Consider the following 13,161-nt stretch of genomic DNA (forward strand, 5'->3'; position numbering starts at 1 on the left):
ACCAGGAAGGAAAGCGCACATGGCCGCTCCACCCTCCGGCGTCGTCCCGGCGCCCGGCCCTCTCATAGGCCGGGCGGCCGAGGTCCCGGCCGCCCCCGGCCCGCGCCGGGGCCGCCTGCTCGCCCTGGACGGGCTGCGGCTCGTCGCCGCGCTGATGGTCTGCCTCTACCACTACACCGGTCGTGGCGGCACGGTCTCGGCGTCCTGGCACGGCAGTCCGGGCCACCTCTTCCCGGGGCTGTCCCGGGCCGCCGTCTACGGCAACTTCGGCGTGCAGTTCTTCTTCGTCATCAGCGGTTTCGTGATCTGCATGAGCAGTTGGGGCCGCACCCTCGGCGACTTCTTCCGCTCCCGGGTCGCCCGCCTCTACCCCGCCTACTGGGTGGCGCTGCTCCTGGTCACGGGGGCGTCCCTCGCCCTGCCCGTCGTCGTGCACCCGGTGCGTCTCGACGAGTTCCTGGTCAACCTGACGATGCTGCAGCAGCCGATGGGCGCGACCCGCGTCCTGGGCGTGTGCTGGACGCTCTGGGTCGAGGTCCGCTTCTACGCCCTCTTCGCGCTGCTCGTCGTGCTGCGCGGGGTGACCTACCGCCGGGTGGTGCTGTTCTGCTCGGTATGGGCGCTGGCGGCGGTGCTGTGCCGCACGTCGGGCAACGAGCTGCTGAACCAGGTGGTCATGCCGGACTACGCCTTCTTCTTCATCGGCGGTCTGGCGCTGTACCTGATCCACCGCTTCGGCAGCGACCTGCTGGCGTGGGGCATCGTGGCGATGTCCTGGCTGCTCGCGCAGAGCTCGGCCACGCGCGGCCTGTGGGGCGCGCACCCGCACCGCGACCCGTACGTCGTCGTCCTGATCGTCACGGTCGCCTTCGCGGCCGTCGCCGCCGTGGCGCTGGGCTGGACGCGCCGGGCCTCCTGGCCGTGGCTGGTCACGGCGGGCGCGCTGACGTACCCGTTCTACCTGGTCCACGAGCACCTGGGCTGGTTCGTCATCCGGGTGCTGCACCGGGGTCTCGGCCTGCCCGCCTGGCCGACGCTCGCGGTGACCGTGCTGGGCATGCTGGTGCTGGCCTGGCTGATCCACCGGTTCGTGGAGAGGCCGTTCGGTCCGCTGCTGAAGCGGGCGCTGAAGCGCACGCCGCCCGCGCTCAGCTGATCCCGTACCGCGCCCCGACGCCCGCGATCACGATCGCGAGTCCCTCCTCGTACTGCTCGTCGTAACCGTCGAAGAGCAGCGTTCCGACCTCGGCGGCGAGCGGGTACTCGGCCAGGCGCCGGGCGCGTTCCTCGACGTCGTACCCCTCCCGGCGCTCGCCCGGGAGGGGCTGCACGCCCTGTTCCTCGGTGACGAAGCCGATGGTGTACGCGTTCACGGTGCGGCCCGCGTGGACGGCCTGGGCGAGGGTGAACCCGGCGTCCGTCAGAAGCCGCAGGTGGGCCTCCAGGACGGGGGCGTGGTCCGTGCCGGTGAAACGCGAGCCGCTGAACACCTTGGCGCCGTCGCGGTAGCCGAGCAGCGCGGCGCGCAGTCCGCGGCCGGTCCCGCGCAGCCGCTGCTGCCAGGTGTCGGCGGGGTCGAGCACGGTGCCGGCGAGCATCCGCCGGTACATCTCCGTCGCCATCTCGTCCAGCAGTGCCTGCTTGTCCTTGAAGTGCCAGTACAGCGCGGGCGCCTTGACGTCCAGCTCCTTCGCGATGGCGCGCAGGGTCAGGCCGTCCAGACCGACCTCGTTCAGCAGCCGCAGTGCGGTGTCCGCGACGCGTCGGCGGTCGAGGGGGGCGCGTTTCTCGGGGCTCACACTTGACAGCTTAACAGCGTTAAGGGCACGCTTGCGATCGCCAGCACTTAACAACGTTAAGGGGATATGTGATGGACGTCCTGATCGTGGGCGCGGGTCCCACCGGCCTGACCCTGGGCATCGACCTGGCCCGGCGCGGGGTGGAGGCACTGGTGGTGGAGCGGGCGCAGGCCCTGTTCCCCGGCTCGCGCGGCAAGGGCCTGCAGCCCCGCACCCTGGAGGTCTTCGACGACCTCGGGGTGCTGGCGGAGATCCGCGCGGCGGGCGGTCCCGTTCCGGTGCGGATGATCTGGAAGGACGGCGAACGGGTCGGCGAGCGGCCGATGTTCGAGCGGATCGAGGCGGACGAGGGCACGCCGTACGCCGAGCCGTGGATGGTCGCGCAGTGGCGGACGCAGGAGGTCCTGCACGCCCGGCTGCGGGAGTTGGGCGGCCAGGTGGCCTTCGGACGCGAACTGACGGACCTGGAGCAGGACCCGGACGGGGTGACCGCGCGCTTCGCCGACGGTACGACGGTCCGCGCGCGCTATGTCGTGGCGGCCGACGGCGGCCGCTCGGTGGTCCGGCGCGCGGTGGGTGTGGGCATGACCGGGGAGACGGTGGACCCGGTGCCGTTCCTGGTGGCGGACGTACGGGTGCGGGGCCTGGACCGGGACCACTGGCACGCGTTTCCGGGATCCGACGACAGCGGGGTCCTGCTGTGCCCGCTGCCCGCCACACAGGACTTCCAGCTGGCGGGGCGCTTCCCGGACGGCACGGACCTCGACCTGTCCCTCGACGGCATCCGCAAGATCGTCGCCGGGTACACCCATCTGGACGCCGACGACGTGACGGAGCTGCGCTGGGCGTCCGACTTCCGGCCACGCGCCGCCCTCGCGGACCGCTTCCGGGTGGGCCGGGTCTTCCTCGCGGGCGACGCGGCCCACGTGCACTCCCCGGCCGGCGGCCAGGGCCTGAACACCAGCGTCCAGGACGCCTACAACCTGGGCTGGAAGCTGGGCGCGGTGCTGCGCGGCGGGGCGCCGGACGCCCTGCTCGACACCTATGAGGAGGAGCGCCGGGCGACCGCGGCGGCCATGCTGGACCTCTCGACGGGCGTGCACCGCGGCGAGGTACGGCGCGGACAGGCGACCATGCAACTCGGGCTGGGCTACCGGGAGTCGTCCCTGAGCGCCGAGACGCGGACCGACCCGACCGGCGTCCGGGCGGGCGACCGCGCCCCCGACGGCACGGTGTCCGGGATCCGCCTCTTCGACGTGTTCCGGGGGCCGCACTGGACGCTGCTGGGCGCGGACACCCCGGTCGCCGGGGTACGGGCGCTGCCCGCCGCTCCCGAGTCGTACGGCCCGGGGGTGTTCCTGGTCCGGCCCGACGGCTATGTGGGCTGGGCGGGCGACACGGCGGACGGGGTCCGGGCCTACCTGGCCGGGGTGGGTGCCTGACCCTGCGCTACGCGCTGGCCAGCGTCAGCTTCACCGCGAACCCGAGGAACAGCGCGCCCGCCGCCGAGGTGGCCGTCGCCGAGAGCCGCCTGCGGCGCCGGAACGCGGCGGCGAGCCGGGTGCCGCTGAATATCAGCGCGCTGAGGTACAGGAAGCTGGCCAGCTGGGCGAACGCGCCGAGGACGACGAAGGACAGGGCCGGGTAGGCGTAGTCCGGGTCGACGAACTGCACGAAGAAGGCGACGAAGAACAGGATCGCCTTGGGGTTGAAGAGGCTGACGACGAAGGCGCGCCGGAAAGGCCGTTCGTACCCGGCGGTGGACGGGGCGTCCTCCTCGACGGCCTTCTCCCGCCGGGTCCGCCACATCTGCCAGGCGGCCCGCAGCATGCCGATCGCCAGCCAGGTCAGATACCCGGCACCGGCGTACTTCACGATCCCGAACAGCACGGCGTTGGCCTTGAGCAGCGAGGCGACCCCGGCGGCGGACAGCGTCATCAGCACGGTGTCCCCGCACCACACTCCCGCGGCCGCGGTGTAACCGGCCCGGACTCCGCGCCGGGCGGCCACGGAGAGGACGTACAGGGAGTTGGGCCCGGGCAGCAGGACGATCAGGACGAGTCCTGCCAGATAGGTGGGGAGATCGATGACGCCGAACATGGAAAGGAGTGTCGCACGGGGGTACGACACTCCGGTTCGGGCCGGGTCAGTCGTCGCCGTCGAGGAGGGTGTCCACGGGGAGGTCGAGGGTGACGCCGACGGATTCGGGGACGGGGACGGACTGGCCTCGCTTGTAGCGGACGGGGTCGGGGTACTTGCCGTCGGCCGGGTTGGTGTAGAGGAGGACCTCGTCGTGCTTGCGGTCGGCCACGATGTAAACCGGGATGTCGGCCTGGGCGTAGCACTCGACCTTGGGGCCCAAGTCGTCTGACCAGTTCGTCGATGTCACTTCCACGACCAGACGGAAGACGTTCGGTGCGTAGTAGTTCTTCGTGACATGGGCGTCACGGAAGTCCTCATCGACGACCGAGAAGTCGGGAATCGCGAAGTCCTCAGGCAGTGTGGGCAACCAAAGGCCGACGCCCTGGACATACTCGCCGCCCACATCGACAATCCCTGCTCGGTCGAATGCCCTACCGAGCTTCGTCAGCGACAGCGCATGCGAACCGTCCGGCGGCGGTGTCACGGTGAGCCTCCCCTGGAGAATCTCCACGCGGTGCCCAGGCAGTGCACGGGAGAGCAGGTCGGCGGCCTCGCCCAACGTCAGCTCGTGTTGCAGTACAGCCACGGCATCCTCCATTTCGGGGACTCACTCTTCACGAGCGTATCCGGGCACGTGCGGATTCCGCCCTCGATCACCCATTCGAGGGAATCACCCAGCTCAGAACACCTCCGACGGCTCATAAGCCCCCCACACCCCGCGGAGCGCGCCGCACACCTCCCCCACCGTCGCCCGCCCCCGCAGCGCCTCCTTCATCGGATACAGGACGTTCTCCTCGCCCTCCGCCGCCTTCCGCAGCGCGTCCAGCGCCGCGTCCACCGCCCGCTGGTCCCGCTCGGCCCGGAGCTTCTCCAGGCGTTCCGCCTGCCGGGCTTCGATGGCGGGATCGACGCGCAGGGGCTCGTACGGCTCCTCCTCGTCCAGCCGGAAGCGGTTGACGCCGACGACCACCCGCTGCCCGGAGTCGGTCTCCTGGGCGATCCGGTAGGCGTTCCGCTCGATCTCGGACTTCTGGAAGCCCCGCTCGATCGCCGCGACCGCCCCGCCCAGGTCCTCGACCCTGCGCATCAGGTCGACGGCCGCCTCCTCCACGTCGTCGGTCATCCGCTCCACCGCGTAGGAGCCCGCGAACGGGTCCACCGTCGCCGTCACGTCCGTCTCGTGCGCCAGCACCTGCTGGGTGCGCAGGGCCAGCCGGGCGGACTTGTCGGTCGGCAGCGCGATCGCCTCGTCGAAGGAGTTGGTGTGCAGGGACTGGGTGCCGCCCAGCACCGCGGCCAGGGCCTGTACGGCGACCCGCACCAGGTTCACCTCCGGCTGCTGGGCCGTCAGCTGGACGCCCGCCGTCTGGGTGTGGAAGCGGAGCATCAGGGACTTGGGGTTGCGGGCGCCGAACTCCTCGCGCATCACGCGCGCCCAGATCCTGCGGGCGGCGCGGAACTTGGCGACCTCCTCCAGCAGCGTCGTACGGGCCACGAAGAAGAAGGACAGGCGGGGCGCGAAGTCGTCGACGGACATGCCTGCCGCGACCGCCGTACGGACGTACTCGATGCCGTCCGCCAGCGTGAACGCGATCTCCTGGACGGGCGAGGCGCCCGCCTCGGCCATGTGGTAGCCGGAGATCGAGATCGTGTTCCACTTCGGGATCTCTGCGGTGCAGTACTTGAAGATGTCCGCCGTCAGGCGCAGGGAGGGCTTCGGCGGGAAGATGTACGTCCCCCGCGCGATGTACTCCTTCAGCACGTCGTTCTGGATGGTGCCGGTCAGCCGGTCGGCGCGCGCTCCCTGCTCCTCGGCCACCAGCTGGTAGAGGAGCAGCAGGAGGGCCGCCGGGGCGTTGATCGTCATCGAGGTCGACACCTGGTCCAGCGGGATGCCGTCGAACAGCACCCGCATGTCCTCGACCGAGTCGATCGCCACGCCCACCTTGCCGACCTCGCCGTGCGCGAGGGGCGCGTCGGAGTCGTGGCCCATCTGGGTGGGCAGGTCGAAGGCGACCGAGAGGCCCGTGGTGCCGTGGGCGATCAGCTGCCGGTAGCGGGCGTTCGATTCGGCGGCGGTGCCGAAGCCGGCGTACTGGCGCATGGTCCAGGGCCGGCCGGTGTACATCGTCGGGTAGACCCCGCGGGTGAAGGGGTACGTGCCCGGTTCGCCCAGTTTCCCGGCCGGGTCCCAGCCCTGCAGGTCCTGCGGCCCGTAGACCTGCTCGATGGGCAGTCCCGACTCCGACTCACGCGTCATGGATGCCTCCGGGTTGCGCGTCCTGTCACCCCCTCACCATGCCCCGTCGTTCGGCGGCGGTCACGCGGGGAAGCATCCCGGCATGACGATCTCGCGAAGACCCGCCGCCGTGCTCACCTCGGCCACCGCCCTCGCCGCGCTCACCGCCCTGTGCGGCTGCAGCGTGCAGCCCGCGGAGGCCGACGGCAAACCCCGGGCCCCGGTGCACGTCCAGCGCCCGGCACAGATCCCGGCGAGCCGCCCGGCCGAGCCCGCCCGTCCGGAGCGGTCCTCCTCGCCCGCGCCCGTCCCCGCGCCCGCTCCCCGGATCCTGTACGCGCGCGGTGACAGCGGGCCGGGCGTGCGGGAGCTGCAGGCCCGGCTGCGCCAGGTGGCGTGGCTGTTCGACGGGCCGACGGGGTCGTACGACGGTCCGACCGAGCAGGCCGTGCGGGGCTTCCAGGGCAAGCGCGGGCTGCCGCGGACCGGGCGGACGGACAGCGTCACCTGGCAGCGGCTGGTGGAGATGACGCACCCGCCGGGCACGTGGGAGCTGTATCTGATGGGCGGTCAGCCGGCCGGCGCGCCCGACCCGCGCTGCCTGACCGGACGCGTGCTGTGCATCGACAAGACGACGCGGACGCTGCGCTGGATGGTCGACGGGCGGACGCTCGCCACGACGGCGGTGCGGTTCGGGGCCCAGTACACGCCGACCCGGGAGGGCGTCTTCCACGTCTTCCGGAAGGAGCGGAGCTGGGTGTCGACGCTCTACCACTCGCCGATGCCGTACGCGATGTTCTTCAGCGGAGGCGAGGCCGTGCACTATTCGTCCGACTTCGCGGCGCGCGGTTACGCGGGAGCCTCGCACGGGTGCGTGAACGTCCGGGACGAGGCCGCGATCCAGCAGCTCTTCGCTCAGGTGCGGGTGGGCGACAAGGTGGTCGTCCACTGGTGAGGCGGGATTGCGGGGCGCGGGCGGGACCGGGGGAACGTGTCCCGCCCGCGCCAGGTGCACGAGCCGTGGGTACGGGGGGAACCCCGGCTCAGTGCGACGGCCGATGACCAGTCGGCTCACTCAGTACTGCGTACGGGGCTCCAAAAACGTCACACCCCGCGCGAAGAATTTTTCGCGGCCCACGAAACCGCAGGTCAGACGGGCAATCGGGGTCAGAGCGCGGTGTACGTCGGGCTCGGTACCGGGCCGAGCACGGTGCCGGTCGTCCAGGTGTGGCGGGCCGGGGAGAGGGCCGAGGGAGCGGACGCGACGTCGTCGCCGTGCCGGCCCTTGCCGCCGCCGTTGCCCTTGCCGCCGTTGCCCTTGCCGCCGCCGTCGCCCTTGCCGCCGTTGCCGCCCCACCAGCCGGGGTGACCGTCGCCGCCGTGGCCGGGGTGGCCCTCGTCGTCGCCCTGGCCGCTTCCCTTGCCCTTGCCCTTGTCGCCCTTGTCGTCGCCCTTGCCGCCGCCCGTCGCGCCGTCGACCGAGTCGACGGTGGCCAGGACGGCCTTGCAGTACCGGCTCACCCGGGCGCTGCCGCCGGCCAGGTTCTCCAGGGCGCGCCGGCGGCCGGCGTCCAGTTCCCTGCCGTCCCTGATGTCCCGGCAGGCCGAGGCCGCGTCCTTCCACCGGCCGCCCGGGGTGCCGGAGGGGTCGCCGCTGCCCGGCGGGGTGCTCTTGCCGGTGTGGTCGCCCGGTCCGACGGCCGCGCCGGAGGCGCCGGGGTGCGTGCCCGCGCTGCCGCTCGGCGCGCCCGGGCTCACGGTCGCCCCCGGAGTGCCCTGCGGGACCGAGGCGAGCGCCGATCCGGAGCTCGGGTCGGCGGAGACGGAGGAGGAGGAGGAGGCGGGGTGCTCGGGCCCGAACGGCGTGGGCAACACCCCGGTCCCGGCGGCCATGGCGACCCCGCCGACCGTGCCCACGGCCACCGCCGCGGCCAGCGCCAGCCGCACCGGGCGGCCCCAGCGGGGGCGGCGGCGGGCCGGGATTCCGGTACGGGCCGGGGTGCCGATGCGGACCAGGCCCGCGTCGGCGCCGGGCGCGGACGAGCGGGCGGTGTCGCCGGCCCGGTCCGCGGTGCTGCCTTCGGTGCCGGCGGCCTCGCGGGCCTTGCGGAACGCGGCGAGGGCGGCCTGCTCACCGGGCAGTTCGTCGGCGGCGGGGGCCGTCTGCGAGGTCAGCGCGCCGAGCGCCCGGGAGAGGCGTTCGGCCTGGTCACGGGCGGAGGCGTCGACGGCTTCCAGCGACTCACCGCGCAGCAGGCGTTCCGCCGTCTCCCGGTTCAGCCACTTGTACTGCTCGTCGGCCATCACATGTCCTTCTGCGTCCGCGCACGCGTATCCGTCACACCTGCGGACGACACCGCGCGGCCGCGCGGTTCTCGCTGGGGCGGGAGCGCGTCGAGCACGCCGGCCGATTCCGGATCGTCGCCGAGCAGCTCCGCGAGCCGCTTCAGGCCGCGGTGCGCCGCGGTGCGTACGGCACCGGCGCGTTTGCCGAGGGTCTCGGCGGCGCTCTTGGCGTCGAGGCCGACCACGACACGCAGGACGACCGCCTCGGCCTGGTCCTGCGGCAGCCGCGCGATGAGGGAGAGGGTGCTGCCGGTGGCCAGGGCCTCGATGGCCTCGCCGGCCGTGTCGGACTCGGCGGGCCGGCCGGTGAGTTCCGTCTCGTCGCCGCCTATGGCGGGGCGGCGGCCGCGCATCCGTATGTGGTCCAGGGCGCGGTTGCGGGCTATGCGGGCGGCCCAGCCGCGGAAGCGGTCGGCGTCTCCGCTGAACCGGTCGAGGTCGCGGGCGATCTGCAGCCAGGCCTCGGACGCCACGTCCTCGGCGTCCGGATCGCCGACCAGCGTGCGGACGTATCCGAGCAGGCGTGGATGCACCGCGCGGTACACAGTACGGAACGCGGTCTCGTCACCGTCCTGTGCCGATCGCACCGCGGCGGTCAGCTCCGCGTCGTCCCCCAGCACCTGACTCCCTTTACGCCTTGTTTCCCGGTCGGCGCGAAAGGCACGTTACGGCGTGAAACCGCTCCACGTCCATGTCTGTAGAAGATGCAACTAACTCGTGACCGGGTACGGATGTGCGCAGGGTGAGGATCGGCGGTGGCCGGGTGTGACAGATACGGCACGCTCGGCGCTGTAGAGAGTACGGGCCGCACGCGGCCCGGCAGCGCGACGGCCGGGGCCTCTCCTGTGGGGGGTGGCGGCCCCGGCCGTTGCCTTTCACGGGTACGCCCGGGTGACGAGGACTACTTCTCCCCGGGGCCGGCTTCCGTCGCCGGCCCGGCCGCCGGTTCCTGGACGCCCAGCTGACGGGCGAGGCGTTTCAGCCCGCGGTGCGCGGCCGTGCGGACGGCGCCGGGGCGCTTGCCGAGGACGCGCGCGGCGGCCGGGCCGTCGAGGCCGACGACCACCCGGAGCAGCACGGCCTCGGCCTGGTCCTGCGGCAGGCCGCGCAGCAGCTCCAGCGCCCGTGCGGTGGACAGCGACTCCAGGGCCTGGTCGTGGGTGTCGAGCCGGCCGGGCAGCTCCAGCGCGTCCTGCTCCAGCGCCGCAGCCCGGGGCCGCACCCGGCGGCGGCGCAGATGGTCCAGGGCGCGGTGCCGGGCGATGGTCGCGGTCCAGCCGCGGAAGCCGGCGCCGTCGCCCTTGAACCGGCCGAGGTCGCGGGCTATCTCCAGCCAGGCCTCGGACGCCACGTCCTCGGCGTCCTCGCCGACCAGGCCCCGCAGATAGCCGAGCAGGCCCGGCTGCACGATCCGGTAGGCCACCGCGAAGGCCGTCTCGTCGCCGTCCTGGGCCCGCACGACGGCCGCGCCCAGCTCCCCGTCGTACGCCTGCCGGCGGCGGGGTTCCCCTCCGTGGCCCAAGAACCGTCCTCGTCCGTACCGAGCGACACGACTTTCGGCGTCCCGCGTCCCCAGGGACATCAGCGTCACGGCTCACAGAAGTGTCACAGCCTCCCGTGCGCCCCGCCCGGCGGCCCGCGCAGGCCCGTCCGGACCTCGTTCCCACCCGTTGACGTGCGCGGAGAGCAGGGCGTCCGCCGGTCAGCGGGAGCCGGTCGCGTCCCGGCAGAGCAGGCGCAGCGAGCCGTTGCCGCCGTAGGCACGCCGGGCCTCGTCGAAGGGGTCCCAGAGCCGCCCGTCCGGCGTGCGCACCCAGTGGTCGCCTCCCGACGCCCACCACTCGGCGCCGCACTGCCGGACGATCACCTCACCGGCGTAGGCGCCGAAGCCGCGCAGCACGCTCTCGACAGCCGCGTACGGCGGCCCCTCGCGCCGGATCTCCTCGATCATCCGGTCCACCCGCCACAGGCTCTGCGCCGAGTAGTCGAGCCGGACCCGGGCACCCTCGCGCATGGTCGCCACGGCGTCCGCGGCCCACCGCACGGGCTTCGCCGCGGCGTGCGGCCTGGTCTCCTGCTGTGCTGTCACGTACTGGGCTGTCACATAGGGAAGAGCGAGCCGCCGCGGCCGACTGTCACGCCATTCAGTACGGTTCCGCCAACCACCGCAGAACCACCCCATGCCGACCGCACGACGGTCACAGGACTCGCGCACGCGGGGGGTTTGAACGCGCCGGCAAGCGACCCGACCCCAGCCCCGGCCGGCCGGAGAGCACCCCGCGCTGCTCAGGACCCGGCGCGCTCCCGGCGCGACACGACCGCGCGCAGCACCCGCCGGCCCTCGATCGACAGGTCCAGCGCCCGGCGCAGGCCGTTGGCGCCGTGCTCGGCGAGGACGTCCAGCACCGCGGTCTGCCGCCGCAGCTCCGCCGCGACCAGGGGAGGCAGGTCGGCCGTCTGTCCCGCCCGCCCCGCGTCGAGCCCGTCGGCCGTGGACGTGCCGTCCGCGGCGGGGTCGAGCAGCCGGTGGATGCGCAGGGAGGCGACCGAGCAGGCGTCGGCCCAGGCCCGTACCGCGTCGGCACCGCGCTCGGCCGGCGCCGCGTCCAGCATGCGCCGGGCGAGCAGCGCGGCCTCGTCGTCCGGCTGTCCGGCACCGAGCGCGCCCCGCGCCTTCTCCAGGCTCGCCGCCCAGTCGGAGCCGTCGGCGAGGCACGCCCACAGGGGGCGCAGCAGCTCGTCGTCGGCGCCGAGCAGCGGCAGGCACCGATCCAAACAAGCCAGCCCGCCGGCAGCCAGTCCGCGTGCGTCGGCCTGTGCGATCCGTTCCACCAGGCTCATGAAATGTCTCCCTCGCCGGGGCGCCGACCGTTACGGAGCCCGCACTTCCCTTTACTGCGTGATACTGCACGGGAGTGTCACAGCGCAGGTTTTCGGCCAAGTCAGCCCAGCCGGTTCGCCAGGTTCCGGAAGTCGGCCCAGGACAACGCGGGCCTGCCCGGGTCCCACAGCTTCTGGACGGTGGCCCGCAGGGGCATCCGGATGCCGGCCGCGACCTGAGCCTCGGTCTGCGCGTTCGGGAAGTCGCACCAGACCGCGAACGACCCGCCGAGGATCCGGCCGTCGTAGCTCGCCGGTACGGCGGCCGTGCCGCGCAGCACCCGGGGGTTCCACTGCTCGTAGATCCGCTGTCCGGTCGGGTAGACGAAGGTCTGCGGCTGGCCGAGGACGTAGTAGAGGAACTCGTCGTTGTAGTTGATGACCTTGCGGCCCGCGCTCAGGTAGTCGACCGGCTGGCGGGCGCCGAGCTCCTTGCCCGTCCAGTAGGCGACCTGGAGGTCCCGGGCCGCCTGCACGGACGTACCGCGGTAGAAGCCGTCGTTCCAGGCGCGCATGGTCCTGCCGTGGGCGCGGACGGTGGCGGCGCGGTCGTTCAGCCAGCCGGTGGCGAGGTCGGCGACCGTGCCGCCGGAGCCGTACTTCCGCCGGGCGGCCGCCGCGAGCTGCGGATAGGAGGCCTGGGGGTTCTTCACGGTCAGCGCCTGGTACTCGTCGCCGCCGAGGTGCCACTGGCCGCCGGTGAACAGGCCCGCGTACTCGTTCAGCAGATCGTCCACGAGCTTCGCGGAGGCGGGCTTGGAGATGTCGATCGCGCCCTTGGTGACGACCCCGCTCGCGTTGCGCAGCTTCAGGTCGGGGTGGGCGGCGAGGACGGCGCCCAGATGCCCCGGCGAGTCGATCTCGGGTACGACGGTGATGTGCCGGCTGTTCGCCAGGTCCACGATCCGCCTGACCTGCGCCTTGCTGAGATGGACCGGGGAGACGATCTCGGGGTGGGTGCTGGACTCGATCCGGAAGGCCTGGTCGTCGGAGAAGTGCAGCCCCAGCTCGTTGAACTTCAGGTCCCCCAGCTCCCGTATCCGGTCCTCTATCCAGGACTCGGAGAACGGTTTGCGCGCGATGTCCAGGTTGAACCCGCGCACCGGCTTGGCGGGCTCGTCCCGTACGACCCCCTCCGGGGCCGTACCGCCGCCCTTGATCTCCTGCTTCAGGGTCCGGGTGCCGTAGAAGACGCCGGCGTCGCCGGGCCCGCTGATGTCGACCCGCCCCCCGCGGACGGTCATGGTGTACGACTCCTGGTTCCCGCCCCCGCCACCGAGCGCCAGCCGGAGGTCCCCCGCCCGTACGTCGGCCCTCTGCCCCGCGTAGGTCAGCCCCAGCTCCCCGGCTATCAGCCGCCCCTCGTCGGCCAGTTCGCCGTTGCTGATCACCACCCGGTCCGCCCTCCGCGGCTTCCAGCCGGGCCCGCGCGCCGGAGTGTGGGAGCGCACCGCGGGTATCGTGCGCGGCGCCCGGGACAGCGGATAGGACCGGCTGGGCGCCGGACTCGCCGAGGGCGTGCCCGCCCCGCTGGGGGAACCGCCGGCCACCCGGCCGGACGACGACTGCCGCGCACCCCCTTCCGCCGGCTTCCCGCCGCCCCCGCCCGCCGAGGCCCACACGCCGACCCCCGTGCCGAGCGCGACGGTCCCGACGACCGCGGCGGCCACCACCACCCGCTTCCGCATCACCTGCTGCGCCGGATCACTGCGTTTGTGCTGGGTCACCCTGCCAACGTACGACCGTTTGGCACTT

The 13,161-nt window shown here is 72.9% G+C and carries 13 protein-coding genes; 3 read left to right on the top strand and 10 right to left on the bottom strand.

All coding sequences use genetic code 11. The annotated features are described in order from the left end of the window. The first annotated feature begins 19 nt into the window (after window positions 1-19). Complete coding sequence (locus tag ABB07_RS14745; protein WP_208899152.1) at window positions 20-1,156, top strand: acyltransferase family protein; 1,137 nt, start codon at window positions 20-22, stop codon at window positions 1,154-1,156. Here the strand turns inward: ABB07_RS14745 and ABB07_RS14750 are convergent. Next, window positions 1,149-1,799 carry a TetR/AcrR family transcriptional regulator C-terminal domain-containing protein gene (locus tag ABB07_RS14750; protein WP_208899153.1) on the bottom strand — a complete coding sequence of 217 codons (651 nt, stop codon included), beginning with the start codon at window positions 1,797-1,799 and terminating at the stop codon, window positions 1,149-1,151. The genes ABB07_RS14745 and ABB07_RS14750 overlap by 8 nt on opposite strands. A 71-nt stretch (window positions 1,800-1,870) precedes the next feature. Between ABB07_RS14750 and ABB07_RS14755 the strand changes: the two genes are divergently transcribed. Then, window positions 1,871-3,241 carry an FAD-dependent monooxygenase gene (locus tag ABB07_RS14755; RefSeq protein WP_208899154.1) on the top strand — a complete coding sequence of 457 codons (1,371 nt, stop codon included), beginning with the start codon at window positions 1,871-1,873 and terminating at the stop codon, window positions 3,239-3,241. A 7-nt stretch (window positions 3,242-3,248) separates the two neighbouring features. Here ABB07_RS14755 and leuE read toward each other — a convergent pair whose 3' ends face one another. The 3 genes from leuE to ABB07_RS14770 all read right to left on the bottom strand — a co-directional run bounded on the left by leuE (window position 3,249) and on the right by ABB07_RS14770 (window position 6,201). Next, entirely contained in the window at window positions 3,249-3,899 is a 651-nt protein-coding gene (leuE, locus tag ABB07_RS14760) for a leucine efflux protein LeuE (protein ID WP_208899155.1), read from the bottom strand. 46 nt (window positions 3,900-3,945) lie between these two features. After that, on the bottom strand, window positions 3,946-4,527 hold the full coding sequence (locus tag ABB07_RS14765) for a Uma2 family endonuclease (protein ID WP_244189361.1): 582 nt from the start codon (window positions 4,525-4,527) through the stop codon (window positions 3,946-3,948). A 93-nt stretch (window positions 4,528-4,620) separates the two neighbouring features. After that, window positions 4,621-6,201, bottom strand: a complete 1,581-nt coding sequence (locus ABB07_RS14770) for an acyl-CoA mutase large subunit family protein (protein ID WP_208899157.1) — start codon at window positions 6,199-6,201, stop codon at window positions 4,621-4,623. Window positions 6,202-6,283: 82 nt separating this feature from the next. Between ABB07_RS14770 and ABB07_RS14775 the strand changes: the two genes are divergently transcribed. Then, entirely contained in the window at window positions 6,284-7,135 is an 852-nt protein-coding gene (locus tag ABB07_RS14775; RefSeq protein ID WP_208899158.1) for a L,D-transpeptidase family protein, read from the top strand. A 212-nt stretch (window positions 7,136-7,347) separates the two neighbouring features. On the opposite strand, the gene ABB07_RS14780 is transcribed toward ABB07_RS14775, so the two are convergent. The 6 genes from ABB07_RS14780 to ABB07_RS14805 form a co-directional block, all read right to left on the bottom strand. Next, window positions 7,348-8,484 carry a hypothetical protein gene (locus ABB07_RS14780; RefSeq protein WP_208899159.1) on the bottom strand — a complete coding sequence of 379 codons (1,137 nt, stop codon included), beginning with the start codon at window positions 8,482-8,484 and terminating at the stop codon, window positions 7,348-7,350. Beyond that, the gene (locus ABB07_RS14785) at window positions 8,484-9,146 is read right to left on the bottom strand and encodes an RNA polymerase sigma factor (RefSeq protein ID WP_208899160.1); all 663 of its coding nucleotides are present in this window, start codon (window positions 9,144-9,146) and stop codon (window positions 8,484-8,486) included. The genes ABB07_RS14780 and ABB07_RS14785 overlap by 1 nt, the downstream gene beginning before the upstream one ends. Window positions 9,147-9,427: 281 nt before the next feature. Next, a complete protein-coding gene (locus ABB07_RS14790) occupies window positions 9,428-10,048 on the bottom strand; it encodes an RNA polymerase sigma factor (RefSeq protein WP_208899161.1) in 621 nt (206 codons plus the stop codon). A 180-nt stretch (window positions 10,049-10,228) separates the two neighbouring features. After that, entirely contained in the window at window positions 10,229-10,615 is a 387-nt protein-coding gene (locus tag ABB07_RS14795; protein WP_208899162.1) for a hypothetical protein, read from the bottom strand. 197 nt (window positions 10,616-10,812) lie between these two features. Then, window positions 10,813-11,367, bottom strand: a complete 555-nt coding sequence (locus ABB07_RS14800; protein WP_208899163.1) for a hypothetical protein — start codon at window positions 11,365-11,367, stop codon at window positions 10,813-10,815. 101 nt (window positions 11,368-11,468) lie between these two features. Beyond that, the gene (locus ABB07_RS14805; RefSeq protein ID WP_208903448.1) at window positions 11,469-13,094 is read right to left on the bottom strand and encodes a beta-N-acetylhexosaminidase; all 1,626 of its coding nucleotides are present in this window, start codon (window positions 13,092-13,094) and stop codon (window positions 11,469-11,471) included. Between the last annotated feature and the right edge of the window lie 67 nt (window positions 13,095-13,161).

Origin of the sequence: Streptomyces incarnatus (genome assembly GCF_001027185.1) — a bacterium.
GTDB classification, from domain to species: Bacteria; Actinomycetota; Actinomycetes; order Streptomycetales; family Streptomycetaceae; genus Streptomyces; species Streptomyces puniciscabiei.

Bases quoted from the DNA above. Each gene is read 5' to 3' on its own strand.
- ABB07_RS14745 (WP_208899152.1), top strand. From the start codon at position 20: ATGGCCGCTCCACCCTCCGGCGTCGTCCCGGCGCCCGGCCCTCTCATA.
- ABB07_RS14755 (WP_208899154.1), top strand. From the start codon at position 1,871: ATGGACGTCCTGATCGTGGGCGCGGGTCCCACCGGCCTGACCCTGGGC.
- leuE (WP_208899155.1), bottom strand. From the start codon at position 3,899: ATGTTCGGCGTCATCGATCTCCCCACCTATCTGGCAGGACTCGTCCTG.
- ABB07_RS14770 (WP_208899157.1), bottom strand. From the start codon at position 6,201: ATGACGCGTGAGTCGGAGTCGGGACTGCCCATCGAGCAGGTCTACGGG.
- ABB07_RS14775 (WP_208899158.1), top strand. From the start codon at position 6,284: ATGACGATCTCGCGAAGACCCGCCGCCGTGCTCACCTCGGCCACCGCC.
- ABB07_RS14780 (WP_208899159.1), bottom strand. From the start codon at position 8,484: ATGGCCGACGAGCAGTACAAGTGGCTGAACCGGGAGACGGCGGAACGC.
- ABB07_RS14800 (WP_208899163.1), bottom strand. From the start codon at position 11,367: ATGAGCCTGGTGGAACGGATCGCACAGGCCGACGCACGCGGACTGGCT.
- ABB07_RS14805 (WP_208903448.1), bottom strand. From the start codon at position 13,094: ATGCGGAAGCGGGTGGTGGTGGCCGCCGCGGTCGTCGGGACCGTCGCG.